The following is a 25,012-nucleotide window of genomic DNA, read 5'->3' as shown; positions in this document are numbered from 1 at the left end:
GCGGTCACACGGAGCCGGACGTGGCCTCCGGCTGCCCCAGGGCCGCGTCCAGCGTCGGCATCGGCGGCAGCAGCCGGGCCAGGCCGGTGACGCGCAGGACCCGCAGGGTGAGCGGATGCGTGCAGACCAGGAGCAGCCGGCCGCCGTTGTCCAGCACCCGGCTGCGGGCTCGGTACAGCAGCCGCAGTCCGGAGCAGTCGAAGAACTCGACCCGGCTGAGGTCGATGACCAGGCGGACGTCGGGCCGCCCCGTCACCCGGTCCAGGTACGGGATGATCTCCATCGCCGCGGCGATGTCGATCTCCCCGCGGAGCTCCAGCACCGTGTGTCCCTGGTTCTGGTGGACGCGCAGATGCCGGGTGAGCGGTGCGGGTACCTGCTCCACGACGACCTCGCCTCCAACCGGCTCCTCAAGCGGCAGGGGTGGGTGCAAATCCGTTCCCCGCCCTGCAAGTTACCCCCGATGGAATGAATTTGAGCATGTTCGATTGACATATGTCTTCGAATTGCGGAGGAGCCTTACGACAAGGCGTGCCAGGCCTTGGTGAGTGCCTGGCGGAGCTGCTCGGACTGGTGTGCCGTCAGGTCCCGGACCATCCGCTCCTCCAGTTCCCGCACGGGCCCCTCGTGCAGCGCGAGCAGCTCGCGGCCGGCGTCGGTCAGCAGGATGAGCAGCTCGCGGCGGTTGCGGGGATTGCGCTCCCGGCGCACGAGTTCGCGGTTCTCCAGTGACCGTACGAGATCGGCGATGGACTGGGCGGTGACGAACGAGTCACGGGCCAGCTGGGCCGCCGAGAGTCCGTCGTGTCGCTCCAGCACGGTGAGCGCGGTGTACTGCAGTGCGGTGATCCCGGAGGGTTTGACCAGGTCATCGAGGTGAGAGCGCACGACCAGCTCCACCTGCTTCACCATGTAGAGGAGAGACGGCGGTGTCTTGGCTGCCTGGATGTCGAGCATGACTTCAGGTTAGAGCATTGACAGGAAACCTGTCTGTAATGAGACTGCGAACCAACAGGAATCCTGTTGGTTGAAATCTTGGCGATGAGGCTGAGGAGTGGCGATGACCACCATCGAGATCGAACCCGGACAGCTGTTCATCGGGGGGCAGTGGCGGGAAGCCGCCGACGGCGCGCGCACCGACGTGGTCGACCCGTCCCGGGGCGTGGTCGTCACCACCGTCGCCGAGGCGGGCGCAGCTGACGTGGACGCGGCCGTACGCGCCGCCCGCGAGGCCTTCGACAGCGGCAAGTGGTCGGGGATGAGCGGCCGTGAGCGGGGCCGGATCCTGCACCGGGTCGCCCAGCTGATCCGCGAGAACGCCGACGAGCTCGCCGCGCTGGAGAGCCTGGACGTGGGCAAGCCCATCACCCTGTGCCAGGCCGTCGACGTGACGAACGCGGCCAACGACTACGAGCACTTCGCCGCCCTCGCGTACTCCCTGGACGGCGCGGTCCGCGACACACCCATGAACGCCCTCGCGTACACCCGGCGCGAACCCCTCGGCGTGGTCGCGGCGATCACGCCCTTCAACTTCCCGCTCATCCTGGCCGGCTCCAAGATCGCCCCGGCGCTCGCCGCCGGGAACACGGTGGTCCACAAGCCGGCCGACGAGACCCCGCTCAGCGCTCTGTACATGGCCGGGCTGCTGCAGAAGGCGGGCGTCCCGGACGGCGTGGTCAACGTCGTCACCGGCGCCGGCCCGGTGGCCGGCGAGGCCCTGCTCAGGCACAAGGGCGTCGACAAGATCGCCTTCACCGGCTCCACCGCCGTCGGCCGGCACGCCGCGAGCATCGCCGGCGAGAACCTCAAGCCCGTCACCATGGAGCTCGGCGGCAACGCGGCCCACATCGTCTTCGAGGACGCCGACCTGGAGAAGGCGGTCGGCTCCGTCATCAAGGGCTTCGTCTTCAACACCGGACAGTTCTGCATGGGCGGCCCACGGTTGCTGGTGTCCCGCCCGGTGTACAGCACCCTGCTCGGCATCCTCGCCGAGGCCGTCCCCGGCGTACCGGTCGGCGACCCCCGGCAGCCCGAGACCGTCGTGGGCCCGATGGCGGGCGAGAAGCACCTCAAGAAGGTCGAGGAGTACGTCGAGCTCGCCCGCAAGGAGGGCGGCCGCATCGTCTGCGGCGGCGAACGCCTCGACCTCGACGGCGGCTACTACTACCCGCCCACCGTGATCGCCGACCTGCCGAACGACTCCCGGGTCGTCCAGGAGGAGATCTTCGGTCCCGTCCTCACCGTGCAGCCCTTCGACTCCGAGGAGGAGGCCGTCCAGCTCGCCAACTCCACGCCCTACGGCCTGGCTTCGGGCGTCCAGACGACGAACCTCGCCCGCGCCCACCGCGTCGCCGAACGGCTCCAGGCGGGCATCGTCTGGATCAACGACTGGGCGATGCTCGACCCGGCCGTCCCGTTCGGCGGGGTCAAGGACTCCGGCTACGGCCGCGAGTACGGGACCGAGGCGCTCGCCGCCTACACCAGGGTCAAGTCCGTCGTCGTCTCGCTCGACTGAGCGCGTCCTTCAGGGAGTTCCCAGATGTCCATCACCACCCGCGCCGCCGTCGTCGAGTCCGGCGGGGCACCCTTCACGCTCAGCGACGTCCAGCTCGACGAGCCCGGCCCGCACGAGGCGGTCGTGCGCATGGTGGCGACCGGCCTGTGCCACACCGACCTCGGTGTGGCGAGCGGCGGTCTGCCCTTCCCGCTGCCCGGCGTACTGGGCCACGAGGGCGCCGGTGTCGTCGAGGCCGTCGGCTCGGCCGTCACCGGTGTCGCGCCCGGCGACCACGTCGTACTGTCCTTCACCTCCTGCGGCGAGTGCCGCAACTGCCGGGGCGGCCACCCCGCGTACTGCGCCACCTGGCTGCCGCTGAACCTGATAGGCGGCTGCCGGGCCGACGGCAGCAGCACCATCAGCCGCGACGGGCAAACCCTCGGCGGGCACTTCTTCGGCCAGTCCTCGTTCGCCGAGCGGGCCCTGGTGGATGAGCGCAGCCTGGTCAAGGTCGACCCGGACGTACCGCTGGAGTCGATCGCCCCGCTGGGCTGCGGTGTCCAGACCGGCGTCGGCGCCGTGTGGAACGTGCTGAAGCCGGCCACCGGCTCCACCGTCGTCGTCCTCGGCGCCGGGGCCGTCGGCCTCTCGGCCGTGATGGCCGCCGCCCTCAGCCCCGCCACCAACGTCGTCGCCGTCGACCGGGTAGGGGAACGCCTGTCTCTCGCAAGGGAGTTGGGGGCCACCCACACCGTCGACGCGAGTGAGACCGACCTCGGCGAGGCCCTCGCGGAGATCACCGGCGGCCAGGGTGCGGACGGCATCGTCGAGACCACGGGCAACGTCGCCGTTCTGCGCCAGGGCGTCGACGCGCTCGCCGCCCGCGGCACCCTGGTCATCGTCGGCGCCCCGGCGTTCGGCACCGAGGTCGCCCTGGACGTCAACGGGATGCTCGGCGGCAAGCAGGTCGTCGGCCTCACCCTCGGCGACGCCGAGACGCAGACCTTCATCCCCGCCCTGGTCCGGCTGGTGAAGGAGGGGCGGCTCCCGCTGCACCGCCTGATCAGCACCTATCCGTTCGCGGACATCGACCAGGCGGTGCAGGACATGCGCGCGGGCAAGGCGATCAAGCCCGTGCTCACGTTCTGACCCCCTGCGTCAGTCGACCGTGAGGACCAGCTTCCCCGTGGTCCGGCCGGTGTCGCCCAGCGCATGCGCCTCGGCGGCATCGGCCAACGGGAAGGTGCCCGCGATCGTGGCCCTCAACTTCCCCTGCTCCACGAGGTCCACGATCGCCCGCATCCCGGCCCGGTCGGCGTCGACGAGCATCCTGAGGGCCCGTACGCCGAGCCGCTCCGCCTCCTCGTGGAAGTCGTCCGACCCGACCGGCAGGATCGACACCACGATCCCGCCCGGCCGCAGCACGCGCAGCGACTTCACGGAGGTCTCACCGCCGAGCGTGTCCAGGACGACGTCGATGTTGTTCACGGCCTCGGCGAAGTCCGTCTGCCGGTAGTCGATCGCCTCGTCCGCGCCGATCTCGCGCAGGAAGTCGTGCTTGCCCGCGCTCGCCGTGCCGATCACGTACGCGCCCCGCGCCTTGGCGATCTGCACGGCCACGTGCCCGACCCCGCCGGCCGCCGCGTGGACCAGCACCCGCTGCCCCGGCCGCAGGTCCGCGTTCTCGACCAGGGCCTGCCACGCGGTCAGGGACACCAGCGGCAGCGCGCCCGCCTGCGTGTGGTCGATGACGGACGGCTTGTGCGTGAGGGCGCGGACCGGCGCGATGACGTACTCGGCGTGCGAGCCGCCGCCGAAGGGGTACGGCAGCATGCCGAACACCTCGTCGCCGGGCCGGAACGTGGCGACACCGATGCCGACCGCCTCGACCACGCCGGAGACGTCCCAGCCGAGTACGAAGGGCGGCTCGCCCAAGAAGCCACCGGTCGCCCGGTGCTTCCAGTCGGTGGGGTTGAGGCCGGCGGCGCGGACCCGGACCAGGACCTCATTCGGGCGCGGCCGCGGGCGGTCCAGTTCCACTTCCTTCAGGACCTCGGGACCGCCGAGGACGTCCTGGCTGATGGCTCGCATCGTCTTCGCAGTGTTCACAGTGCTCATGGTGAACCAGCCTGCCGGGAGCCGCCCCTCCGGGAAATGGCATGATTGCCAACCTTCGATAGAATCCTGCCATGGCGGATGTGGAGCGGATCGAACGGATCGAACGGGGCGAGCGGATCGAGCGGGTCGTGGTGCTGGCCCTGGAGGGTGCGTACCGTTCCTAGAGACTGAGCGGGAGTGAGTCCTGTTGCCAGAACCCATGCTCGGCCGAACGCCCCGAACGGTGTTGGGCGTTCTGGTTTCCCGCGTTCACTCCGCGCCCGGGCGGCACGGGTCGTGTCCGTGGTCCGGGGATGCGGGGGCGGGTTTCCTCACGCCCAGGAAAACGCGGATGCCGGCCACGCCCGGATGAGCCCGCGCACCTTCGCCCGCCGCTTCAACGAGGAGGTCGGCCCCGGCCGCTGGCTGATCCAGCAGCGCGTGGCCCGTGCCCGGCACCTGCTGGAGGGCAGCGACCTGTCCGTGGACCAGATCGCCGGACGGGTCGGCTTCGCCACGGGCGCCTCCCTGCGCCAGCACCTGCACGCCTCCATCGGGGTCTCGCCCCAGGCGTACCGGCGGACGTTCCAGTCGGCGGCCCGCTGAACGTTCCGTACGGCTGCCGCGTCGGAAGATCAGAGAACGGCGGACGAAGACGGGGGCGGCATGCGTAGAAGGCTTGTGGCGGTGGCTGTGTCGGTGCTGGCGACGACGGCGGCCGTGGGGTGCGGTGCCGGGGAAGACGCGGACCCGGTGGTCGAGGGCACAGCCCCGGCCACGCCCTACAGCGGACCGCTGTACCTGCCCACGAAGGACCTGGACGAGAGCACCGAGCAAGCCGCGCTCATCGAGTCGGGCGCCGCGGGCCGGGCGCTGGAGTGCGACGGGGAGGTCTACTCGGGCGGCCAGGGCGAGACGTGGAGCAAGGGGGACGGCGGTTCGACCCCCGAGGAGGGGCTGAAGCTGTACTTCGACATCGAGCAGCCGGAGGTCCCCCGGTCCGGTTACCGCCAGGAGCGCGAGGAGAACGGCCGCGTCCTCTACTCCTACGACGTGGCGGGCAGGACCAAGGTGGCCGTCGTCGTCGCCAAGGACCACAAGAACCGGCCGGGCTGGGGCCCGGAGACCAACGCCTCCTGCGATCCGGCCGAGCTCCCGGCGAGTTTCACCGACTCCGAGGAGTTCGAGATCTGGACCGACCGGAGCGGGAAGCGGATCCCCACCACCACCGTGAGCAGCAGCGCCGGTCCGGAACACTGTGACTGGCAGAGCGCGCACTTCCTGCAACTGGGCCGGGGCGAGGACAGCCGGCAGTACGTCCGCGATCCCGACGGAGTGTTCGACAGGGACCTGCTCACAGCCCCGTACGACGGGGACGTGCTCATGCCCGAGGATGCCCGGGACACCGGATACCGCCTGCACGAGCGGGAGTTGTGGCTGACGGACGATCCGTCCAGGGCGTACGTCCGCACCCCCGACGGCGTGGAGGCCTGGCCCCTGGCCGAACGGGGAGTGGCCTGCAAGTGACCCCTCACCGGCTCGCGTGCAGGGCGACCAGCAACCGCCAGACCTGGTCGGCGATCTCGCCGGCGTCGGCTTCGAGAAGACCGTGCAGCCAGTCGGCCAGGACCCCGGCGAAGGTGGCGGCGACGGCCGAGGCGACCAGCGGGGCGTCCGCCGCGCCCGCGAGTTCCCGCTCGCGCAGGCTGTAGGCGCGCAGATCCCGGTGCAGCACCCGGCCCAGCGGGCCGCCGCCGCCCGGGGTCAGCAGCACGCGGTACAGCGCGGCCCGCGGGGCGAGCGAGTGGAAGAACTCCGCCAGCGCGGGCGGCGCGTGCACCGGGTCGGGCCGGCCGCGCCAGGCGTGCAGCGCGTCCACGGCCTCGCGCACGACGTCCGCGCAGGCGTCCACCGCCAGCGCCTCCAGGCCGTCGTAGTGGACGTAGAACGTGGCCCGTCCGACCCCGGCGCGGCGCACCAGCGCGGCCACGCCGACCTCCGCGAGGGGCCGCTCGGCGCACTCGTCGAGCAGGGCCTGCCGCAGCCGCGCCCGGGTGCGCGCGGCCCGCGGGTCCTGCGGGGCGTCCCGGCTCACCGGGCCAACAGGACGGCACCCAGGGCGAGCGCGCCCGGCAGTGCCTGCGCGAACAGGATGCGGCGGTTCGCGGTGACCGAGCCGAAGACGCCGGCGACCACGACACAGACCAGGAAGAACACCTGCGCACGGAAGCCGGTGGGATCCGAGGCGATGAGCCCCCACACCAGCCCCGCCGCGAGAAACCCGTTGTAGAGCCCCTGGTTGGCGGCCATCGGCGCGGTCGCCGCGGCCATCTCCCGGTCGAACCCGTGCAGCGCCCTGCCGGGCTTCTTCTGCCACAGGAACACTTCCATCACCAGGATGTAGACGTGCAGGGCGGCCACCAGACCGACCAGCACACTCGCCAGGATCTCCATGAGTCGCTTCCTCTGTTTCTTGGACGGGTGTCCACTATAGCTGGACACCTGTCCAAGAAGTCGGACTGCGACGGGCGGTGGGGGGCAACCCCGTAGGTACGTAAAGGGATTTGTCGATGTGTGGGTTCTTGTTCGGAGAGTGATGGAACCCTCACCTCCGCCAGGCGGGTGCGTTTGATCCTTTCAGCATCAAACCCGATAAGCTCCGGTTCGGCGCTGCGAGTTGACGCGATTTCGATCGGTCGTCGCGTGGTGCGTACTCATGAGTGCGGTCCCCTCTTGAACTTGAACACCCCCCTTGTTGGATCGTGTTGCTTCGAAGGATGCAGATGGAACTCGCCACTCCGCCCCCGGCGGCGCGGGCCCCTGTCGCCTGGTACAGCTGGTGGCTGATGCCGCTGGCCTTAGGAGGCGGGACGGTTGCCGCCACGTTCATGAGCTCGGAGCGAATAACCGCCGCCGTCGCCGGCGTCGCGGCGACGGCAGCCAGCGCCGTGTGCGTTCGTCTCCTGCTCCGCGCCCGGACCGAACTGCGCCGGACGGAGGGCTCCTTCCGCACCTCGCAGGCCGAGCACTCCCAGCAGTGGCAGCAGCATGTCGCCGGCCTGGAGCGCAAGTTCTCGGCCGAGCGGGCCGCCCAGGAGGCGCAGTTCGCCGACCAGGCGGGCGCCTATGAGGTGCAACTGGTCGAGCAGTCACGGACGTTCGAGGCACGGCTCGCCGAGCAGACCTCCGCGTACGAGGCACGGCTCGCCGACCAGGCCACGTCCTACGAGTCGCAGCTCGCCGACCAGGCCGAGGTCTGGAAGGAGCAGCTGACGCACCAGCAGGACGCGGTTGCCCGCCTCGCCGGCGAGCAGTTGCCGGACGCCCTGAAGCGCCTGCGTGACGGCGACGCCATCGACGACCTGCTGCCCAGCACCAACCAGTGCGCGAAGGTCAGCGCCGACCTCCAGGCCGAACTCCGCAAGATCCTCAGGACCGCGCTGATCGGTGTCGAGGAGGAGTTCAACCGCTCCACCTCGGCCGAGCAGGCCGTCATCAGTATCGGCAACCGCATCCACGTGCTGACCAGCAAGCTCCGCGGTCGCCTGCACGAGATGCAGGGCGAGCACGGCCGGCTGCCGGCCGTCGCCCGCGGCCTGATGGAGCTCGACCAGGAGATCGGCCCCGCCGACTGTCTCGCCGCCAGCATCGGCGTGCTCGGCGGTTCGGACCGGCCCGGCCGGCAGTGGCAGGAGCCGCAGCGTCTGCTGAGCGTGGTGCGCGGCGGCATCGGCCGCATCAAGGACTTCCACCGTGTCCAGGTGCGCCACCTGCCCGAACTCGGCGTGGACGGCGGTCTGGTCGACCACCTCACGCTGATCTTCGCCCACCTGCTGGACAACGCGGCCCGCTACTCGCCGCCCACCGAGCCGGTGGTCGTCTCCGGCAAGGAGGTCCCCAACGGCGTCGGCATCGAGATCCAGGACTCCGGCAAGGGGCTGAGCGAGGAGAAGAAGCGCGAGGCCGAGAACGCCCTCGCGGGCACCGGGGCCGGACCGGGCCTCGGCGGCGTCTCGGAGGACGCCAACCTCGGCCTGCGGGTCGTCGGCGCCCTCGCCCGCCGCTACGGCATCCGCGTCACCTTCGCGGACTCCCCCTGGCTCGGCACCTCGGTGGTGGTCGTGGTCCCGCACAAGTACTTCAGCCAGCTGCCCGCGGTCACCCCCGCGGCCACGGCACCGGTGGCCCAGGCCGCCGCGGCCGCTTCGGCCCAGGTCCCGGTCGGCGTGGCAGCCACGGCGGAGGAGACCGACACCGCGGACACCACGCCCGGCGGGCTGCCCAAACGAAGGAGCAAGCGGAACGAGTCGGAGCGGCACCAGCCGGCCGAGCGCGCCGAGCGGACCGAGGAGACCGGCGTCATGGCCGTTCCGCCCGACGCGTCCTTCACCGGCCTGGCCGCCTTCGCCACCGCCGGACGCGAGTCCGTCGAGGCGACCGGCACGGCCGACGGCCGCGAGTCCGCAGAGCACCGCACTGAAGAGAGCGACTAGTCCCATGACGCAACAGGGAACCGACGTGAGCTGGGCGCTGCGCGATCTGGTGGAATCCATCCCGGAGATCCGCTTCGCCCTCGTGGCCTCCAGCGACGGCAAGGCAATCACCTCCTTCGGCGCCGAAGACCCCGACGACGTGGACCGATTCGCGGCGGTGGTGGCCGGGCTGCAGGCGCTGGCCCAGCCGGTCGCCGAGCAGTTCCCCAAGTACGCGGGGCAGCTCAGGCTGGCGATGATCGAGGTCGACGGCGGTCACCTCTTCGTGGTACGCGCCGGCGTGGAGACGTACCTCGGCGTCCTCGCCAGGGAAGGCCTCGACCAGGGGCTGCTCGGACACCAGATGAGGGACCTGGCCCGCCGGATGGGTGAGCTCCTCGGCACCACTCCGCGCCTGGAGGAGCACTCTGGATGAGTGCTCCCCGCCGGCCCACGGACCCGTCCGGTCTCGAGCGCTACTACGTCCTCACCGGAGGACGTAGCGGACCGGGCGGTTCGGCGTCGAGTCTCGACGTGGCGACCCTCGTCGTCTCCCGCACCGCCCCCGTACCGGGTATGCAGCACGAGCACGAGGAGATCCTTCGGCGCTGCCGCGATCCGTTGTCGGTGGCCGAACTCGGCGCCCATCTCGGATTGCCCTTCAACATTCTCGCGGTGCTGCTGGCGGATCTGCTCGAGGCAGGCCGCGTCGAAGCCCGTGACCCCATTCCGGCGCACGACGCCGGTCGCGGGCCAGACCTCGCGCTCCTTGAGGAGGTACTCAGTGGACTTCAAAGGCTTTGACCATCCCGGCGGGCCGGATGCCGGGGGCACCCGCTCGGTGAAGGTGATGATCGCCGGCGGTTTCGGGACCGGGAAGACCACGATGGTCCGCTCGGTCAGCGACATCAAGCCGCTGACCACCGAGGAGACCCTCACCCAGGCCAGCGCGGACGACGACCACCTCATCGGCGTCGCCGACAAGACCGAGACCACGGTCAGTCTGGACTTCGGCAAGATCGGCATCAACGAGAAGCTGGTGCTCTACCTGTTCGGCACGCCCGGCCAGGAGCGCTTCTGGTTCCTGTGGAACGGCCTGTTCAAGGGCGCGCTCGGCGCGGTCGTCCTGGTGGACACCCGCCGCCTCGCCTCCAGCTTCCGGGCGATCGAGGAGATGGAGCGGCAGAACGTCCCCTTCGTGATCGCCCTGAACGTCTTCCCCGACTCCAGGAACCACCCGGTCGAAGAGATCCGGGACGCCCTGGACATCTCCCCGCACACCCCGATCGTGGCCTGCGACGCCCGCGACCGGGCCTCCAGCCGTGACGTACTCGTGGCCCTGATACGTCACTTGAAGGAACGCTCCGCCGTCGCACTGGAGCCCCGATGAACGATCAGACCTTAGACGGCACCGACGCCCCGCGCGGTTGCCCCGTCGCCCACGGCGGGACCGATCCCGCCCGGCTGTACGGTCCGGAGGCGGCGACCGACCCGCACGGCATCTACGAGCGGCTGCGCAAGGAGCACGGCTCCGTCGCCCCCGTCCTGCTCGAAGGCGACGTGGCCGCCTGGCTGGTCCTCGGCTACCGCGACAACCGGCGGGTGCTGGACAACCCCCGCCAGTTCAGCCGGGACGCCCGGATCTGGCGGGACTGGCTGGACGGCCGCGTCGAGGAGACCTCACCGCTGATCCCGATGGTCGGCTGGCGCCCCGACTGTGTCTCCCAGGACGGCGAACCGCACCGCAGGCTGCGCGGTGCCGTCACCGACGGGCTGCAGGCGGCGGCGGGCCGGGGGATCCGGCGGCACGTCACGCACTTCGCGAACAAGCAGATCGACGCGTTCGCGGACACCGGGCGGGCCGACCTGGTGGCGGAGTACGCCGAGCACCTGCCGATGCTGGTCCTCACCCGCATCCTCGGCCTTCCCGCCGCGGAGGGCCGCAGCCTGGTCGAGTCCTGCGCCCAGGTCCTCAAGGGCGGCGAGGGGGCACTCGCCCACAACGACCGCATCATCGAGATCCTCGGCGAACTCGCCGAACGCAAGCAGTCCGAGCCGGGCTCGGACTTCACGACCGCCCTGCTCGAACACCACGCCGGACTCGACATGGAGGAGGTCGTCAGCCATCTGCGTCTGGTGCTGATCGCCGCGCACACCACCACCAGCAACCTGCTGGCCCGGGTGCTGGAACTGGTCCTCACCGACGCCTCCCGGCTCTCCGGCCTGGTCAGCGGTCAGCTGAACATCTCCGCCGTGGTGGAGGAGGTCATGTGGAACACGCCGCCGCTGGCGGTCATGCCGGGGCGTTTCGCCGCCACCGACCTGGAACTCGGCGGACACCACATCCAGGAGGGCGACCTGCTCGTCCTCGGGCTCGCACCGGGCAACGTCGACCCGGAGGTCCGGCCCGATCCGGGGGTCTCCGTCCAGGGCAACCAGTCGCACCTCGCGTTCAGCGCGGGCCCGCACGAGTGCCCCGGGCAGAGCATCGGCCAGTCCATCATCGAGATCGGCGTGGACGTCCTGCTGCACCGGCTGCCGGGCCTGCGTCTGGCCGTACCGGCGGAGGAGCTCGGCTCGACCGCCTCCACATGGGAGTTCCGGCTGGACAGCCTGCCGGTCGAGTTCCCCGTGTAGGGCGCGCGTTCCGCGCACTCCCGCTGCCCGGTCGGACCCCCGACCGGGCAGCGCTGTCCCGTCAGACGGCCAGCAGGTCGTCCACCGAGCCCCGTCCGGCCAGTTCGGCGGCGGCCGTGGGACCGTCCTTGGCCGCCGAGTAGCGGCCCGACACCAGCGCCCACTCGTAGTTGCCGTTGATCCAGTGCTGGATGGCCTCCACACCCATCCGCACCCGGGCCCGCTCGTCCTCGTCGAAGCCGAGGTCGTCGCACATCCGCGGGACGCGGGCCTCAAGTTCCAGGTACTCGTCGAGGCAGGCGGTCGTCATGCGGTAGGCCTCGGCGGCCGCCTCCTTCCACGAGAAGGACCGCTCGCGGTGCAGCACGGCAATCAGGTTGTGACCGTCGCCCCGGCGCTTCTCGCGCTCGAAGGAGTGGATGTCGTTCATGAACCCGATGGTGTCCGCGGCCAGATCGCGCATCCGCTCCATCACCGGATGTGCCATCGCCTGCGACGGCACCTCGAAGCCGCGGCTGCGCTCTCCCGCGTCGATGCTGTGGTGGATGCCGACCGTACGGCGCCGGAACTCGGCGTACTCGTCGAGCCCCAGGGTCCCCGCGAGGCCACGGGCCGCCAGGTCGACCTCCTCGCAGTGGGCCACGAGGAAACGCCCCCAGGAGGCCGCGAACCGGGTCCGCCAGGTCAGGGACATGCCGTCGGAGAGATGGCTCCAGACCTCCGCCCAGGCCAGCGTGATGGGGCAGACCACCCGGGGGCGGATTCCCGCCGGCCGCAGCGGTGTGACGATGAGTTCGCGCGCGACCTCGGCTATGCGGTCCGCGCGGTCCGGCTGATTCGCGTCGAACTGGTCGTCGAAGAGGAAGGCAAGCGAGAACCAGTTCATCAGGACGACCATGTCGTCCGCCGAGGCGTGCGGATAGGTGCGGGCGGCGGCCTGCGGCAGGTCCCAGGACTTGTACTCCTCGAACCCGGCCAGGCTGCGTACCAGGCCCATGTCCCAGATCCAGCGCAGATGTCGCGCCCGGGCGTACTCCAGGTGTTCGCTGACGGGGGTGTCGAAGGGCAGGTCGAACCGGACGTCCTGAGGCATGTGCTTCCTTTCGGGAGACGTGACGCAGAGCCCCCCGCCCCTGCGAGCGGGCAGTCACGACGACCGCCCGAGCACTCGAACTGGACTTCCATGGCCGAAAGTTGAACCGAGAAGCGCTACGAGGCTGCCCAGAGCGTAAATGATCTACACCGTGACCTGGCCGTGATGTCCGTTACTGCACAGGCCAGTTGAGCTGCGTATACTCCCTCCCCTCCCACACGTGTCAACGCGCCCCCGCCTGCGGGGGATTGACCCCGGCGGCCGACTGAATCGGCCAGGTCGGGATATCCGCTAGGTACAGGGCGGCGGGACACCACCGTTCCGCGCCCCGGACCTTCGGAGGAGACATGGCACTGGTCAAAGCGGGCGTGGTCGTGCTCGACTGCGCCGAGCCCGAGAAGCTCGCCGTGTTCTACAAGGAGCTGCTGGGCGCCGAGCAGACGCACGAGAGTGCCAACCGGGTCGAGATCAGGAGTGCCGACGGGATGTGCATGGCCTTCCGCCGCGACGTGAACGCCACGCCGCCGAGCTGGCCCCGCCCGGAGAACGCCCTCCAGGCCCACATCGACTTCGTGGTGGAGGACCTGGACGAGGCGGAGCGCAAGGTGATCGGGCTCGGTGGGCGGCCCCTGGAGACCAAGGACGCGGCCGGACCGTACGAGGAACGCGGTTACGCCGATCCGGCCGGCCACTCCTTCACGCTGCGCCTGATCCCGTCGACGGCACCCAAACAGGGCTGAGCCCCGTACGAACAGACCGAGCCGCCCGGGCGGGGACGAGCCCCGCCCGGGCGTCACCGCGGGCCGCCGTCAGTCCCGGCCGCCCTTGCCGTCGGCCGGCCAGACGCCGGTCGAGCGTTCGATGGCCTTGGCGCCGGTGCGGTCCACCGCGCTGCGCACGACGGCGAAGATGGCGCCCTGGATCGCGGCGGCCAGCAGGATCTCTCCCCAGCCGCGGTCCCGGTCCAGGGCGTCGGGTGCGTCGTCCTCGTGTCGGATCGCCTTCCAGGTCTTCTGGAAGGCCAGTCCCGCCAGCGTTCCGCTCGTCCAGCCCAGCACGAAGCCGACGGGCTTGTAGGCGAGGGGCAGCTTCTTCTTCTTGGCCACGTGAATCTCCTTGGTCAGCGGATGGGTCGGTGGTCTTCCGGGACCTCCTCGCCCTCGGGTACCGGACCCGGCGGCGTCCCGTCACCGAACGGCCGGCCGCCCAGTTCCTCCCGGTGATGGGGTGTCAGCCAGCCCGACAGGTCCGGCCCGAGGGGCACGATGCCGGTCGGGTTGATGCCGGTGTGCACCTGGTGGTAGTGCCGCTTGATGTGGTCGAAGTCGACGGTGTCGCCGAAGCCCGGTGTCTGGTACAGGTCGCGGACGTACGCCCACAGGACCTCGTTCTCGGCCAGCTTCCAGCGGTTGCACTTGAAGTGGCCGTGGTAGACGGCGTCGAAGCGGACCAACGTGGTGAACAGCCGGATGTCCGCCTCGGTGATCGTGTCGCCGACCAGGTACCGCTGCCGGGCCAGCCGGGGTGTCAGCAGGTCCAGTCGGCGGAAGACGTCCGCGCAGGCGGCCTCGTACTCCTCCTGGTCGGTGGCGAAGCCCGCCCGGTACACGCCGTTGTTGACGTCCTGGTAGACGTCCGCCATCACCGCGTCGATCTCGTCGCGCCGGGCCTGCGGATACAGGTCGGGCGCGCCCTCCCGGTGCAGGGCCGTCCACTCGGTGGCGAGGTCCAGGGTGATGCGCTGGTAGTCGTTGGTGACCAGCTTCCCGCTCGGCACGTCCACGATCGCGGGCACGCTCACGCCACCCGGGTAGTCGGTCTCCCGCCGGTCGTAGGCCTCGCTGAGGTAGCGGATGCCGAGGACCGGGTCGCGGTCGTCGGGGTCGAGGGTGAAGCGCCAGCTGCGGTCGTCCTGGATCGGGTCGGCGACGGCGAGGGACAGGGCGTCCTCCAGGCCGAGGAGGCGCCGGGAGACCAGTGAGCGGCTCGCCCACGGGCAGGCGCGGCTCGCCACCAGCCGGTAGCGGCCCGCCTCCACCGGCCAGCCGTCCCGGCCGTCCGCGGTGATCCGGTCCGAGAAGTGGCTCTTGGACCGCGTGAAGGCCTTCTTGCCGTACGCGCTGTTGCCGTCGTCCCCGGCACCCATGTTTCCTCCCTGCTCTGCGGCTGCCCGCTGTCGGGCTGCCCTGGTGAACGCGTTCCCCGTTTTCCGCCGACGGCACGGTGTGAGCCGTACCGACCGGGGCAGTCGGCGGAGGTGACAGGGACATCTTCAGAACAGACGGCAGACCGGAAGACTCGCGTCACCGTGCTGGTGGCGCTCGCGGCCAACCTCGTGATCGCGGTCGCGAAGGCCGTCGGCGGGCTCCTCGCGGCATCGCCGGCACTGCTGTCGGAGGCCGCGCACTCCGTGGCCGACAGCATGAACGAGGTCTTCCTGCTCGCCGCGCTGCGCCGCAGCCGCCGCCCCGCCGACCGGCGCCACCCCTTCGGCTACGGCAAGGAGCGGTTCTTCTGGTCGCTCCTCGCGGCCGTCGGGATCTTCGTGATGGGCGGCTGTTTCTCCTTCTTCCAGGGGATCGAGGCCCTCAGGAACGGCGCGGAGGAGACGCTCGGCGGGTATGTGGCGGGCCTCGTCGTGCTGGGCGTCGCCCTCATCGCCGAGGGACTCTCGCTGGTCAGGGCCCTGTACCAGGTACGCAGGCAGGGCGGGGGCATGGACGGCCTGCGCGACCCGGCGCTGCGCACGGTCGTCGCCGAGGACGGCACGGCGGTGCTCGGCGTGACCCTCGCGATGATCGGCATGGCGCTGCACATGGTCACCGGGCAGGTCGTGTGGGAGGCGTCCGCGTCGCTGGCGATCGGCGCCCTGCTCGTCTACGTGGCCTACCGCCTCGGCCGCGAGGCACGGGACCAGCTGATCGGGGAGGCCGCCGACCCGGAGTCCAGCGGCAGGATCCGGGCGCTGCTGAAGGCGCAGCCGGAGATCGACAGCGTAGAGGCGCTGCTCACGATGAAGATGGGGCTGGACTCGCTTCTGGTGGCGGCCCGCGTCGACCTGGTGCCCGGACTGGACAGTGAGCGGGTCGAGGAGGTCGCGGTGCGCATCAAGCGGTCCATCGCCAGTACCGTCCCGGAGGCCGGCCAGATCTTCCTCGACGTGACCGACCGGCCCGCCGTCGAGGCAGCGGAAAGCCCCGCCGCGACGGGGGAACGCGGCGGGGCCTGAGGCTCGGGTGCCCGGCGGACGCGGGTCCATGCGTCCCCGGGCGAGAGTTTTTCTCCGGGAGATTCAGCTCCCGTCCGAGGGCTCCAGCACGAAGACCGGAATCTCCCGCTCTGTCTTCTTCTGGTAGTCGGCGTACGGCGGGTACGCGGCGACCGCGCGCTCCCACCACTCGGCCTTCTCCGCTCCGGTGATCTCACGGGCCGTCATGTCCTGCTTCACCGGACCGTCCTGGAGTTCCACCCGGGGATCGGACTTGACGTTGTGGTACCAGACCGGATGCTTGGGCGCCCCGCCCAGGGACGCGACCGCGGCGTAACGCCCCTCGTGCTCGACGCGCATCAGCGGTGTCTTCCGTATCTTTCCGCTCTTCGCACCAACGGTGGTGAGCAGGATGACGGGCATTCCCATCATGGTGGTGCCCTTCGTGCCGCCGGAGCTCTCGTACTCCTCGACCTGCTTGCGCACCCATTCCGTCGGGCTGGGTTCGTACTCGCCCTCGAGAGGCATGGCATCCGTCCCATCGTCGTCGACTACGGCTCGTCCGTACCGCGCTGAACACCGGTACGAACGGTTTTCATCCGTACAGCGTTCCCCGATGGTCCCGAAGAGTGCGTCCCGGCCGTTGCTCTCCTGCTGATCGCCCGCGCCGACCGCGTACGGAAGGGCGTGGCCGCACCGCACGACAGCTCGGCCCGCTCACGAGGGAGCCACCAGCATCCGCACGGCCAAAGCCGTCATCACCCCGCTCGACAGCAACGCCGTCGCCAGCCGCCCCCGGGACCCCGTCAGGGCCCGGCCCAGCAGGGCGCCGCCCCCGGCGAGCAGCAGCTGCCAGCTCGCGGAGGCGACGAAGGCCGCCAGTACGAACACGGTCTGTTCCAGGGGCCGTACGGCCTCCTCGGCACGGGTGCCGAGCACCAGGGCGGCGAAGTAGATCACGGTGGTGGGGTTGAGCAGGGTGATCCCGAGCAGCGCCAGGAAGGCCCGGGCGGGGCTCGGCGGAGGGGGGTCGACACGGGTGGTGAGCCGGTGGCCGCGGTACTGCCGTAGGGCCGTGACCGCGCCCAGGGCCGCCAGCGCCACCAGGACCAGGGCGGAGGCCCAGCGCAGCGGCCCGAGCACCGGCCGCAGCGTGCCGGCGAGGGCCGAGCCGCCGAGGGTGGCCACGAGCGCGTACAGCCCGTCGGCGGCCGCGACGCCGAGCGCGGCGCACGCTCCGGTCCGCAGGGACGTACGAGCGGTGAGGGAGACCAGATAGGCGCCGACCGCGCCGACGGGGACGGCGATGCCGTACCCCGCGAGCAGTCCCGCGACGAGCGCGGCGGTCATGAGCGCGCAGGCGTGGGCCTCCAGGGACGGCCGGGCTGCTGCTGGACGCGCACCGGACGAACGGCGGTGGCGGTCGGCGGCAGCGGGGCATCGGTTTTCAGCATGGCCAGATCCTGGGGGCGGCGGCCGTGCGGGGACAACCGAATTTCCGAGGTGCGACGACGGTCCCCGGCCGGACGGTGAATCCGGCCGTCCGATGTGCGCCCGGGGAGCGGTGATCCCCGGCCATATCGCCTTCGCCACCGATCTGGCCGAACTTCTCGTCGACCCTTAGGTGCCCGGGGCATCTAATGAATCCGCACGCCGCACCCTTCGTCTGCGAGGTCTGCCATGACGGAAACGGAACCGGTCGCCTTCCCCCAGAGCCGGACCTGTCCCTACCACCCGCCGACCGCCTACGATCCGCTGCGCACCGCCCGGCCGCTCACCCGGATCACCCTCTTCGACGGCCGCCCGGCCTGGCTGGTCAGCGGTCATGCCGCCGCCCGCGCCCTGCTGGCCGACCCGCGCCTGTCCACCGACCGGACCCGGCCCGAATTCCCCGCGCTCTCGGCGCGCTTCGCGGCCGTACGGGACCGGAAGACCGCGCTGCTGGGCGTCGACGACCCCGAGCACCGCACCCAGCGGCGGATGATGATCCCCAGCTTCACCCTCAAACGCGCCACCGAACTGCGCCCGCGCATCCAGCAGGTCGTGGACGAACGGATCGACGCGATGATCGCCCAGGGGCCGCCCGCCGAGCTGGTGAGCGCCTTCGCACTGCCCGTGCCGTCGACGGTCATCTGCGCCCTGCTCGGCATCCCGTACGCCGACCACGACTTTTTCGAAGGGCAGTCCCGGCGCCTGCTGCGCGGCCCGACGCCCGCTGACACCATGGACGCACGCGACCAACTCGAGTCGTATGTCGGCGAGTTGATCGACCGCAAGGAGAAACAGCGCGAGCCCGGCGACGGCGTGCTGGACGAACTCGTCCACCGGCAGCTGCGTGACGGCGAGATCGACCGCCAGGAAGCGATCTCCCTGGCGATCGTCCTGCTGGTCGCGGGCCACGAGACGACCGCCAACATGATCTCACTCGGCACCTACACACTCCTCCAACACCCGGAGCGGCTGGCCGAGTTGCGCGACGATCCCGCACTCGTGCCCACCGCCGTCGAGGAACTCGTGCGGATGCTGTCGATCGCCGACGGTCTGCTGCGATCGGCGACCGCGGACATCGAGGTGGCGGGCACGACGATCAGGGCGGGCGACGGCGTGGTCTTCGCGACCTCGGTCATCAACCGCGACGAGGAGGTGTACACCGACCCCGACACCCTGGACTGGCACCGGTCCGCCCGCCACCACGTCGCGTTCGGCTTCGGCATCCACCAGTGCCTCGGCCAGAACCTGGCCCGCGCCGAGCTGGAGATCGCCCTGCACACGCTCTTCGAGCGACTGCCCGGCCTGCGCCTCGCCGCCCCCGCGGACGAGATCCCCTTCAAGCCCGGCGACACCATCCAGGGGATGCTGGAACTCCCCGTGACCTGGTAAGGGGCTCCGGTCATGCACATCGACATCGACAAGGACGTCTGCATCGGTGCGGGCCAGTGCGCCCTGGCCGCCCCGGGCGTCTTCACCCAGGACGACGACGGCTACAGCGCCCTCCTGCCCGACCGGGAGGACGGCGGCGGCGACCCCATGGTCCGGGAGGCCGCCCGGGCCTGTCCCGTCAGCGCCATCACGGTGTCCGAGACGGTGGGCTGACGCTCCCCGCGTCCGGCCTCGGCGATGCTCCGGCAGGCGGCTTCAGTAGGGTTCCGGGATGACCGGACCGGACCGGAAACCCTTCCTCTACGTCGTCGTCTGCGCCGCCCAGATCGCGGCGGACGTCAGCAAGCTGATCACCGCCGCCCAGGAACGCGACTGGGAGGTCGGGGTGATCGCGACGCCCGTCGCGATGAACGGCTTCTTCGACACCGCCGCCGTCGAGGCGCAGACCGGGCGGCCGGTCCGCTCGGCCTGGCGCAGCCCCGGCGACCCGCGCCCCTTCCCGCCGCCGGACGCCGTCGTGGTGGCTCCCGCCACCTTCAACACCGTCAACAAGTGGGCGGCCGGGCTCGCCGACACCCTCGCCGTGGCGACGCTGTGCGAGACCTACGGCCTGGGCGTCCCCGTGGCGGCCCTGCCGTGCGTCGCCGACGCGCTCGCCGCCCACCCCGCCTACCGGGACAGTCTCGTACGGCTGCGCGCCATGGGCGTGAGGTTCGGCGAACCGTACTCCGGTGACCCGGGAGAGGACGGCACGCGCCCGGAGTTCTCGTGGGAGCGGGCGCTGGACCTGCTGGGGTGAGCCGGACGGTGCCGGTCGGCGGGAAGCCGACGCTGCCGAAGTCGCCGCTGGACTTCGAGCACGGGCGAAGTCGTACTCTCCCCTTCGTACCCATCCCGAAGGCAGGAGCAGCAACGATGCAGTACGTGAAGCTCGGTTCGACGGGCCTGGACGTCTCGCGGATCTGTCTGGGCTGCATGACCTACGGCCTGCCCGACCGCGGCGCGCACGAGTGGACCCTCGACGAGGAGGCGTCCCGTCCGCTGATCCGGCAGGCGCTGGAGGCCGGGATCACCTTCTTCGACACCGCCAACGTGTACTCCGACGGCACCAGTGAGGAGATCGTCGGCCGGGCCCTCGCCGAGTTCGCCCGCCGCGACGAGATCGTCCTCGCGACCAAGGTGAACGGCCGGATGAGGCCCGGACCCAACGGCGCGGGACTGTCCCGCAAGGCGATCATGACCGAGATCGACCACAGCCTCGGCCGCCTCGGCACCGACTACGTCGACCTCTACCAGATCCACCGCTACGACCCGCACACCCCGGTCGAGGAGACGATGGAGGCCCTGCACGACCTGGTGAAGGCGGGCAAGGTGCGCTACATCGGGGCCAGTTCGATGTTCGCGTGGCAGTTCTCCAAGATGCAGTACACGGCCGAACGCCACGGCTGGACCAAGTTCGTCTCCATGCAGAACCACTACAACCTCCTCTACCGCGAGGAGGAACGCGAGATGCTGCCGCTCTGCGCGGACCAGGGCGTCGGCGTCCTGCCGTGGAGCCCGCTCGCCCGCGGCCGGCTGACCCGGGACTGGGGCACCGTCACCGAGCGCAGCGCCAACGACGAATTCGGGAGCCGCCTCTACTCGGAGGGCGACCGCACCATCGTCGAGGCCGTCACCCGCATCGCGGACGACCGGGGCGTCCCGCGCGCCCAGGTGGCCCTGGCCTGGCTGCTGCACCAGGACACGGTGGCCGCACCGATCGTCGGCGCGGCCAGGGCGCAGCACATCGAGGACGCCGTGGCGGCCGTCGAACTCGAACTCAGCGACAAGGAGATCGAGGAGCTGGCGCGGCCCTACTCCCCGCACCCGATCCAGGGTCACTCCTGAGCCCTTCGCTCAGTGCGGTCCGAGCGGTGCGAACTCCGTGCCGCACGGACCCGCGCCCGCGCTCATCGGCAGCGGCACCCGGTCGCCGCTCATCGACAGCGTGCGGTAGTAGTGCCCGATGCGCTCGGTGGAACGGCCGACGTAGTGGCCGATGAACGAGCGGCGGAACCGGTCGGCGGTGCCGTTGGGCTGAGAGCCGTGGACCAGGCTGCCGTTGAAGAACAGGACGTCCCCCGGCTCCATGTCGACGGGTACGGGCGACAGGCCCGGCGGCGGGGGCACGTACTCCCGCGCGAAGGACAACTCGGCGTCCGCCTCCTCCGGGCAGAACAGTTCCATCCGGTGCGTGCCGGGGACGACCTCCAGGCCGCCGTTGTCCCGGTCGATGACGTCGCAGGCGATCCAGGCCGCCACACACGTGCCCGGCTCCGCCCGCAGATAGAAGTTGTCCTGGTGCAACGCCTGGCCCCGCGCCCCGGGCGGCTTGAAGTAGAACATGCTCTGCGCGGCCAGCACCTCCTCGCCGAGCAGGGTCTCCAGTACCTCGCGCAGCCGGGCGTCCAGCAGCACCTCCCGCGACAGCTCGTCGATCTCGTGCGGGTGCATCACCCTCGGATACCGCTGCAGCGGATCCGCCGACGCGCGCGGCTCGAAGTGCCCGGGCACCGGTCCGGCCGCGTGCAGTGCCGCGAACGCGGCACACAGCCGGTCGATCTCGTCGTGTCGGAACAGCCCGCGCACGACGGTGAAGCCGTCCTCGGCGAACTGCCGCGGCCCGTCGTCGGGCAGGATGGGAGCGCCGGTCGAGCCGATGTCCGTGGCTGTCATGCATCCGCTCCTCGGTTCGGTGTCTTCGGTACCACACGCTAGGCCGACGCGTCCCCGAGGAGGATGCCCGTGACCGCTGACGGATTGCCCGAGACTGCCGCACCAGGCGATCCGGCACCGCCGCCGGGCCTGGTCGTGGTCGGACACTTCGACCAGATGCCCGGGTACGGCGTGCACCGGCCCCGTGGGGCCGACAGCTGGCTGTTCACCTGGACGACCGGCGGACAGGGCCGGCTGCGTCAGGGATCGGCGCAGGCGCGGGCCGGCACGGGGGACCTGGTCGTGCTCGCCCCGGGCGTCCGGCACGACTACGGCGTCGAACCGGGCGCCCCGCACTGGCGGTTCTGGTGGGTGCACTGCCAGGCCAGACCGTCCTGGCCCGCCTGGCTGCGCCCGTACGACGTCGGCGACGGCATGTACGTCGTCAGCCCGACTCCGCCCGGCTCATCCGCCCGGATCGAGGCGGCCTTCCACCGCATGCTCACCGACGCCCGCTGGACGGGCACCGGGGCGCCGCCCGCCTCCGACGCCGACCGGGAGCAGGTCGCCGTGGCGCACGGCACCGCGGCCCGCGAGCTCGCCCTGTGCGCGCTGGAGGAGGTCGTCCTGCTCACCGCCGGTGCCGCGCGCACCACCGCGCCGCCGCCGGGTGTCGACCCGCGGGTGCGCCGGGCCCAGGAGATGCTCGCGGCCGACCCGGGAGCCCCGCACACCGTCGAATCGCTCGCCGGGAGCGTCCGGTTGTCGCCCTCCCGGTTCGCCCACCTTTTCACCGAGCAGCTCGGCCGGTCCCCGATGCGGGCCCTGCGCGAAGTACGGCTGCACCACGCGGCCCGGCTGCTGGAAAGCACCGACCTGTCGGTGGAACGAGTGGCCGCGGCTTCCGGCTTCGCCAGCCCCTTCCACTTCAACCGGGTCTTCCACGAGCGCTACGGCATGCCGCCCGGCGCCTACCGGACCGGCGTCCCAATGGTTGGCAGGTGAGCTGTAAGGCGGGCCCGATGTGCGGTGGAGTGGCCGTTCAATGGTTGGCGCGAAGTCGACGCGGAACCAGGTGAATACCGTTCCCATTTACAAGTGCGATAGCGCGGCATCTGTAAAGGTGTCGCAAAGGGGACGCTATTGACCCGTCGTCAAATACCCTCGACCCGAACGCAATGCACAAAACCGCGGGATCACTTGTTACGACTCGCTGACCTGTGCAAAGGTGTGCGTTGTCGGCGCACGGACAATAGCGTCTCTCCTGTGCGCACGAGGCCGCTCCCGTACGCTCCCCATGCTTCAAAAGAGTTGCCCCTGGCGGGTGTTCGAGATGCCGAACCCTGTGCGGATGAACCTCGGCGTCCCGTCGGCGGCACCGCATACCCATTGGTATGGACTTGGTACAGAACGCCCTCGGAGGAATGCCGCTGTGAAAGACGCAGGCCTGTCGAATTCCCCGACTCCCGCTCGTCCCTCCGACGCCACGGACGAGCAACTGAGCGCCGAGCTCAAGAAGTGGAGCGGGGCGACACCCGCCCTTCAGCCGGTCGGTGAACTCCTCGACCGGCACTGGGAAGCGGCCTTCGCCTACGCACGGCTGTGCACCGACGGCGCCCGCCCCGCGGGAATGCTCACCACCGCCGCATTCACCCGGCTCTTCGGAGAAACACTGCGCCAGAACGGGCCGACCTCCGCCTGGCGCCCCCAGCTGCTCGTCACCGTGCGGCGCATCGCGGCGGAGTGGGACGGCGACCACAGACGCGAGATGCTGCACCCGGAGCTGAGAACCGCGGGTGGCAGCGGGGACCGCGTCGCCACCCGACTGCTGCCGCCGGCCCACCGCCGGCTGCTGTCCGGGGCGTTCCAGAGGCTGCCCCAGTCGGCCCGCTGCCTGCTGTGGCACACCGAGGTCGAGGCCGAACCGCTCGGCACCCCCGCCGCACTGCTGGGCCTGGACGAGGAGGACGCCCGCGTCGAACTGGGGCGCGCCCGCGAGCGGTTGCGGGAGGAGTGCCTCCAGGTCCACCGCGAACTCGCCCCCGAGCAGGAATGCCGCCACTACCTCCGGCTGCTGGACGTGACCTATCGGCGCGGCGGTGCCGACATCGACACCGACCTGCGCGCACACCTGGACGGATGCAAGCACTGCCGGCACACCGCCGACCAGTTGCACCAGTTCAACGCGGGCCTCGGCGGCGCACTCGCCGAGGCGGTGCTCGGCTGGGGCGCGTACGCCTACGTGGAGGCACGCCGCCACGTGCACGACGTCGCCCGCGAGGCGGAGGCGCAGGCCCAGCGCCCGGCCGTGGTGGGCGAGTCCTTCATGGCGACGACGCCGGCTCGGCCCCAGGCCGCCCCGGCAGCGTCCTTCGTCCCGGCGACGGACGTCCGGCACCCGGCCCCCGCTCCGGGGGAGGCCTTCGAGGCGTCCGCCCCGGCGGCATCGGCGCCCCCCGTCGGCCCCCGCACGGCCTCCCGCCGCTCCACGCACAAGGCCGCCCGCCGCGCGTCCCGCCGCAACCTGACCGCGGCCGTGCTGACGGTGAGCGGGCTGGTCGTCCTCCCGCTGGTCCTGTGGTCCTCGCTCGGCTCCTCCGACGACACCACCCAGGCCGACGGCGACCGTACCTCCGAGGCGCCCGACGGCGACCCGGGCACCGCGACCTCCGACCCGTCCTGGGTCGGCTCAGGCGACGCAGAGCAGGGCACCATGCGCGGCCGGCTGCACAACGTGGCCTCCGGGCTGTGCGTCGGCGTCGCGGGGGAGAAGGCCGTCGAGAACGCGGAGACCGAGCTCACCGACTGCTCCTCGGCCGCCGCCCAGCAGTGGTCGTACGACCCGGACGGGCTGCTGCGCAACGCGGACGACCCCGACCTGTGCCTGGACTCCCACCTCGGCTATTCGGTGCGGCTGGCCCCGTGCACCGGCGCGGCCAAGGCGGCCGCCAAGAGCGTCCGCTACGACTTCACCCTCCAGGGCACCTTGGTGCCGCGCTGGGACCAGGACCTGGCCCTGACCCCCGCCGCCACCGACGGAGCGGGCTCACTGGTCGTCAAGACCCGCGACGACAGCCCCGCGCAGCGCTGGGTGATCGACACCTCGAAGACCGACCTCCAGATGGAGGTGGTCAACTGGGGGGCGGACAGCACTCTGGCGAAGGTGCCCGCACCCGCCCCCACGCCCGAGCCGTCGAGGACGCCGACCCCGAAGCCCACCCCCACGCCGTCCGCGACGCCGTCGACCCCCAAGGCCTCGCCCACGTCGACTCCGACGCCCACGTACCCGTATCCCACCAGCGGGCCCTGCTACTACAACCCTTACTACTGCTCGGGGAACGGCCAGTACGGCGGCGGGTACGGCGGGTACGGCGGCGGGTACGGCGGCTATGGGTACGGCTCCGGCGACGGCCGCAACGGCTACTGACGGGAGC

General features: G+C 71.0%; 27 protein-coding genes and 2 pseudogenes. 17 read left to right on the top strand and 12 right to left on the bottom strand.

Annotation, left to right across the window (positions count from 1 at the left end; translation table 11 throughout):
* Positions 1-4: 4 nt before the first annotated feature.
* The gene (locus tag ACFWWR_RS24585; RefSeq protein WP_383863056.1) at positions 5-385 is read right to left on the bottom strand and encodes an anti-sigma factor antagonist; all 381 of its coding nucleotides are present in this window, start codon (positions 383-385) and stop codon (positions 5-7) included.
* A 134-nt stretch (positions 386-519) separates the two neighbouring features.
* Positions 520-957, bottom strand: coding sequence for a MarR family winged helix-turn-helix transcriptional regulator (locus tag ACFWWR_RS24580; RefSeq protein ID WP_383863053.1), 438 nt, complete (start codon positions 955-957; stop codon positions 520-522).
* 103 nt (positions 958-1,060) lie between these two features.
* Here ACFWWR_RS24580 and ACFWWR_RS24575 point away from each other — a divergent pair, with 103 nt between their 5' ends.
* The gene (locus ACFWWR_RS24575) at positions 1,061-2,515 is read left to right on the top strand and encodes an aldehyde dehydrogenase family protein (RefSeq protein WP_383863051.1); all 1,455 of its coding nucleotides are present in this window, start codon (positions 1,061-1,063) and stop codon (positions 2,513-2,515) included.
* A gap of 24 nt (positions 2,516-2,539) precedes the next feature.
* Positions 2,540-3,646, top strand: coding sequence for an NAD(P)-dependent alcohol dehydrogenase (locus ACFWWR_RS24570; protein WP_383863048.1), 1,107 nt, complete (start codon positions 2,540-2,542; stop codon positions 3,644-3,646).
* Between the two features lie 9 nt (positions 3,647-3,655).
* On the opposite strand, the gene ACFWWR_RS24565 is transcribed toward ACFWWR_RS24570, so the two are convergent.
* Entirely contained in the window at positions 3,656-4,615 is a 960-nt protein-coding gene (locus ACFWWR_RS24565) for an NADP-dependent oxidoreductase (RefSeq protein ID WP_384305309.1), read from the bottom strand.
* Between the two features lie 160 nt (positions 4,616-4,775).
* Positions 4,776-4,937 (bottom strand): annotated as a pseudogene (locus tag ACFWWR_RS24560) (transposase); the annotation flags it as partial.
* 11 nt (positions 4,938-4,948) lie between these two features.
* On the opposite strand from ACFWWR_RS24560, the pseudogene ACFWWR_RS24555 reads away from it, so the two are divergent.
* Positions 4,949-5,200: pseudogene (locus tag ACFWWR_RS24555) on the top strand (helix-turn-helix domain-containing protein); the annotation flags it as partial.
* Between the two features lie 60 nt (positions 5,201-5,260).
* Positions 5,261-6,121, top strand: a complete 861-nt coding sequence (locus ACFWWR_RS24550) for a hypothetical protein (protein ID WP_383863042.1) — start codon at positions 5,261-5,263, stop codon at positions 6,119-6,121.
* A 4-nt stretch (positions 6,122-6,125) separates the two neighbouring features.
* Here the strand turns inward: ACFWWR_RS24550 and ACFWWR_RS24545 are convergent, their stop codons facing one another.
* Together ACFWWR_RS24545 and ACFWWR_RS24540 are read right to left on the bottom strand one after the other, a co-directional pair.
* A complete protein-coding gene (locus tag ACFWWR_RS24545) occupies positions 6,126-6,689 on the bottom strand; it encodes a TetR/AcrR family transcriptional regulator (protein WP_384305307.1) in 564 nt (187 codons plus the stop codon).
* Positions 6,686-7,048 (bottom strand): DUF1304 domain-containing protein, encoded by a 363-nt coding sequence (locus tag ACFWWR_RS24540; protein ID WP_383863037.1) that lies wholly within the window; start codon positions 7,046-7,048, stop codon positions 6,686-6,688. Before ACFWWR_RS24540 ends, ACFWWR_RS24545 begins: the two co-directional genes overlap by 4 nt.
* A 329-nt stretch (positions 7,049-7,377) precedes the next feature.
* Here ACFWWR_RS24540 and ACFWWR_RS24535 point away from each other — a divergent pair, with 329 nt between their 5' ends.
* The 5 genes from ACFWWR_RS24535 to ACFWWR_RS24515 are packed head-to-tail and all read left to right on the top strand — an operon-like array spanning position 7,378 to position 11,703.
* Entirely contained in the window at positions 7,378-9,087 is a 1,710-nt protein-coding gene (locus tag ACFWWR_RS24535; RefSeq protein ID WP_383863034.1) for an ATP-binding protein, read from the top strand.
* 4 nt (positions 9,088-9,091) lie between these two features.
* On the top strand, positions 9,092-9,502 hold the full coding sequence (locus ACFWWR_RS24530; protein ID WP_030043913.1) for a roadblock/LC7 domain-containing protein: 411 nt from the start codon (positions 9,092-9,094) through the stop codon (positions 9,500-9,502).
* Positions 9,499-9,870, top strand: coding sequence for a DUF742 domain-containing protein (locus tag ACFWWR_RS24525; protein WP_383863030.1), 372 nt, complete (start codon positions 9,499-9,501; stop codon positions 9,868-9,870). Before ACFWWR_RS24530 ends, ACFWWR_RS24525 begins: the two co-directional genes overlap by 4 nt.
* Positions 9,851-10,456: an ATP/GTP-binding protein gene (locus ACFWWR_RS24520; protein WP_383863028.1), complete on the top strand. Its 606-nt coding sequence runs from the start codon at positions 9,851-9,853 to the stop codon at positions 10,454-10,456. Before ACFWWR_RS24525 ends, ACFWWR_RS24520 begins: the two co-directional genes overlap by 20 nt.
* Positions 10,453-11,703 carry a cytochrome P450 gene (locus ACFWWR_RS24515; RefSeq protein WP_383863025.1) on the top strand — a complete coding sequence of 417 codons (1,251 nt, stop codon included), beginning with the start codon at positions 10,453-10,455 and terminating at the stop codon, positions 11,701-11,703. The genes ACFWWR_RS24520 and ACFWWR_RS24515 overlap by 4 nt, the downstream gene beginning before the upstream one ends.
* 61 nt (positions 11,704-11,764) lie before the next feature.
* On the opposite strand, the gene ACFWWR_RS24510 is transcribed toward ACFWWR_RS24515, so the two are convergent.
* The gene (locus ACFWWR_RS24510) at positions 11,765-12,796 is read right to left on the bottom strand and encodes a 7-epi-alpha-eudesmol synthase (RefSeq protein WP_383863022.1); all 1,032 of its coding nucleotides are present in this window, start codon (positions 12,794-12,796) and stop codon (positions 11,765-11,767) included.
* Positions 12,797-13,143: 347 nt separating this feature from the next.
* Between ACFWWR_RS24510 and ACFWWR_RS24505 the strand changes: the two genes are divergently transcribed.
* Positions 13,144-13,536, top strand: a complete 393-nt coding sequence (locus tag ACFWWR_RS24505) for a VOC family protein (protein ID WP_383863019.1) — start codon at positions 13,144-13,146, stop codon at positions 13,534-13,536.
* Positions 13,537-13,605: 69 nt separating this feature from the next.
* On the opposite strand, the gene ACFWWR_RS24500 is transcribed toward ACFWWR_RS24505, so the two are convergent.
* A complete protein-coding gene (locus tag ACFWWR_RS24500) occupies positions 13,606-13,902 on the bottom strand; it encodes a DUF4235 domain-containing protein (protein WP_383863016.1) in 297 nt (98 codons plus the stop codon).
* Positions 13,903-13,916: 14 nt separating this feature from the next.
* Positions 13,917-14,942, bottom strand: coding sequence for a glutathione S-transferase family protein (locus ACFWWR_RS24495; protein WP_384305304.1), 1,026 nt, complete (start codon positions 14,940-14,942; stop codon positions 13,917-13,919).
* 111 nt (positions 14,943-15,053) lie between these two features.
* On the opposite strand from ACFWWR_RS24495, the gene ACFWWR_RS24490 reads away from it, so the two are divergent.
* A complete protein-coding gene (locus ACFWWR_RS24490; protein WP_383863009.1) occupies positions 15,054-16,025 on the top strand; it encodes a cation diffusion facilitator family transporter in 972 nt (323 codons plus the stop codon).
* Between the two features lie 63 nt (positions 16,026-16,088).
* Here ACFWWR_RS24490 and ACFWWR_RS24485 read toward each other — a convergent pair whose 3' ends face one another.
* Positions 16,089-16,532: a nitroreductase family deazaflavin-dependent oxidoreductase gene (locus ACFWWR_RS24485; protein WP_384305302.1), complete on the bottom strand. Its 444-nt coding sequence runs from the start codon at positions 16,530-16,532 to the stop codon at positions 16,089-16,091.
* Positions 16,533-16,721: 189 nt separating this feature from the next.
* Complete coding sequence (locus tag ACFWWR_RS24480; protein ID WP_384305300.1) at positions 16,722-17,354, bottom strand: LysE family transporter; 633 nt, start codon at positions 17,352-17,354, stop codon at positions 16,722-16,724.
* A 330-nt stretch (positions 17,355-17,684) separates the two neighbouring features.
* Between ACFWWR_RS24480 and ACFWWR_RS24475 the strand changes: the two genes are divergently transcribed.
* From ACFWWR_RS24475 to ACFWWR_RS24460, 4 genes are all read left to right on the top strand, one after another.
* Positions 17,685-18,884 carry a cytochrome P450 gene (locus ACFWWR_RS24475; RefSeq protein ID WP_384305298.1) on the top strand — a complete coding sequence of 400 codons (1,200 nt, stop codon included), beginning with the start codon at positions 17,685-17,687 and terminating at the stop codon, positions 18,882-18,884.
* A gap of 12 nt (positions 18,885-18,896) precedes the next feature.
* Positions 18,897-19,097, top strand: a complete 201-nt coding sequence (locus ACFWWR_RS24470; RefSeq protein ID WP_384305295.1) for a ferredoxin — start codon at positions 18,897-18,899, stop codon at positions 19,095-19,097.
* A gap of 58 nt (positions 19,098-19,155) precedes the next feature.
* Positions 19,156-19,683, top strand: coding sequence for a flavoprotein (locus ACFWWR_RS24465; protein WP_384305292.1), 528 nt, complete (start codon positions 19,156-19,158; stop codon positions 19,681-19,683).
* A 116-nt stretch (positions 19,684-19,799) separates the two neighbouring features.
* On the top strand, positions 19,800-20,771 hold the full coding sequence (locus ACFWWR_RS24460) for an aldo/keto reductase (protein WP_384305289.1): 972 nt from the start codon (positions 19,800-19,802) through the stop codon (positions 20,769-20,771).
* 9 nt (positions 20,772-20,780) lie between these two features.
* Here the strand turns inward: ACFWWR_RS24460 and ACFWWR_RS24455 are convergent, their stop codons facing one another.
* Positions 20,781-21,599 carry a phytanoyl-CoA dioxygenase family protein gene (locus tag ACFWWR_RS24455; protein ID WP_383862991.1) on the bottom strand — a complete coding sequence of 273 codons (819 nt, stop codon included), beginning with the start codon at positions 21,597-21,599 and terminating at the stop codon, positions 20,781-20,783.
* A gap of 63 nt (positions 21,600-21,662) precedes the next feature.
* Between ACFWWR_RS24455 and ACFWWR_RS24450 the strand changes: the two genes are divergently transcribed.
* Positions 21,663-22,583, top strand: a complete 921-nt coding sequence (locus tag ACFWWR_RS24450) for a helix-turn-helix domain-containing protein (protein WP_383862988.1) — start codon at positions 21,663-21,665, stop codon at positions 22,581-22,583.
* Between the two features lie 427 nt (positions 22,584-23,010).
* Positions 23,011-25,005 (top strand): ricin-type beta-trefoil lectin domain protein, encoded by a 1,995-nt coding sequence (locus tag ACFWWR_RS24445; RefSeq protein ID WP_383862985.1) that lies wholly within the window; start codon positions 23,011-23,013, stop codon positions 25,003-25,005.
* The last annotated feature ends 7 nt before the right edge of the window (positions 25,006-25,012 follow it).

Source organism: Streptomyces sp. NPDC058678 (assembly GCF_042714835.1).
Lineage (GTDB): Bacteria > Actinomycetota > Actinomycetes > Streptomycetales > Streptomycetaceae > Streptomyces.
This window is presented reverse-complemented; position numbering and strand designations above follow the sequence as displayed.

Coding starts and splice junctions, on each gene's coding strand:
- ACFWWR_RS24580 (WP_383863053.1), bottom strand. CDS start 957: ATGCTCGACATCCAGGCAGCCAAGACACCGCCGTCTCTCCTCTACATG.
- ACFWWR_RS24575 (WP_383863051.1), top strand. CDS start 1,061: ATGACCACCATCGAGATCGAACCCGGACAGCTGTTCATCGGGGGGCAG.
- ACFWWR_RS24570 (WP_383863048.1), top strand. CDS start 2,540: ATGTCCATCACCACCCGCGCCGCCGTCGTCGAGTCCGGCGGGGCACCC.
- ACFWWR_RS24565 (WP_384305309.1), bottom strand. CDS start 4,615: ATGAGCACTGTGAACACTGCGAAGACGATGCGAGCCATCAGCCAGGAC.
- ACFWWR_RS24550 (WP_383863042.1), top strand. CDS start 5,261: ATGCGTAGAAGGCTTGTGGCGGTGGCTGTGTCGGTGCTGGCGACGACG.
- ACFWWR_RS24540 (WP_383863037.1), bottom strand. CDS start 7,048: ATGGAGATCCTGGCGAGTGTGCTGGTCGGTCTGGTGGCCGCCCTGCAC.
- ACFWWR_RS24535 (WP_383863034.1), top strand. CDS start 7,378: ATGGAACTCGCCACTCCGCCCCCGGCGGCGCGGGCCCCTGTCGCCTGG.
- ACFWWR_RS24530 (WP_030043913.1), top strand. CDS start 9,092: ATGACGCAACAGGGAACCGACGTGAGCTGGGCGCTGCGCGATCTGGTG.
- ACFWWR_RS24525 (WP_383863030.1), top strand. CDS start 9,499: ATGAGTGCTCCCCGCCGGCCCACGGACCCGTCCGGTCTCGAGCGCTAC.
- ACFWWR_RS24515 (WP_383863025.1), top strand. CDS start 10,453: ATGAACGATCAGACCTTAGACGGCACCGACGCCCCGCGCGGTTGCCCC.
- ACFWWR_RS24510 (WP_383863022.1), bottom strand. CDS start 12,796: ATGCCTCAGGACGTCCGGTTCGACCTGCCCTTCGACACCCCCGTCAGC.
- ACFWWR_RS24505 (WP_383863019.1), top strand. CDS start 13,144: ATGGCACTGGTCAAAGCGGGCGTGGTCGTGCTCGACTGCGCCGAGCCC.
- ACFWWR_RS24495 (WP_384305304.1), bottom strand. CDS start 14,942: ATGGGTGCCGGGGACGACGGCAACAGCGCGTACGGCAAGAAGGCCTTC.
- ACFWWR_RS24485 (WP_384305302.1), bottom strand. CDS start 16,532: ATGCCTCTCGAGGGCGAGTACGAACCCAGCCCGACGGAATGGGTGCGC.
- ACFWWR_RS24480 (WP_384305300.1), bottom strand. CDS start 17,354: ATGACCGCCGCGCTCGTCGCGGGACTGCTCGCGGGGTACGGCATCGCC.
- ACFWWR_RS24475 (WP_384305298.1), top strand. CDS start 17,685: ATGACGGAAACGGAACCGGTCGCCTTCCCCCAGAGCCGGACCTGTCCC.
- ACFWWR_RS24470 (WP_384305295.1), top strand. CDS start 18,897: ATGCACATCGACATCGACAAGGACGTCTGCATCGGTGCGGGCCAGTGC.
- ACFWWR_RS24465 (WP_384305292.1), top strand. CDS start 19,156: ATGACCGGACCGGACCGGAAACCCTTCCTCTACGTCGTCGTCTGCGCC.
- ACFWWR_RS24460 (WP_384305289.1), top strand. CDS start 19,800: ATGCAGTACGTGAAGCTCGGTTCGACGGGCCTGGACGTCTCGCGGATC.
- ACFWWR_RS24455 (WP_383862991.1), bottom strand. CDS start 21,599: ATGACAGCCACGGACATCGGCTCGACCGGCGCTCCCATCCTGCCCGAC.
- ACFWWR_RS24450 (WP_383862988.1), top strand. CDS start 21,663: ATGCCCGTGACCGCTGACGGATTGCCCGAGACTGCCGCACCAGGCGAT.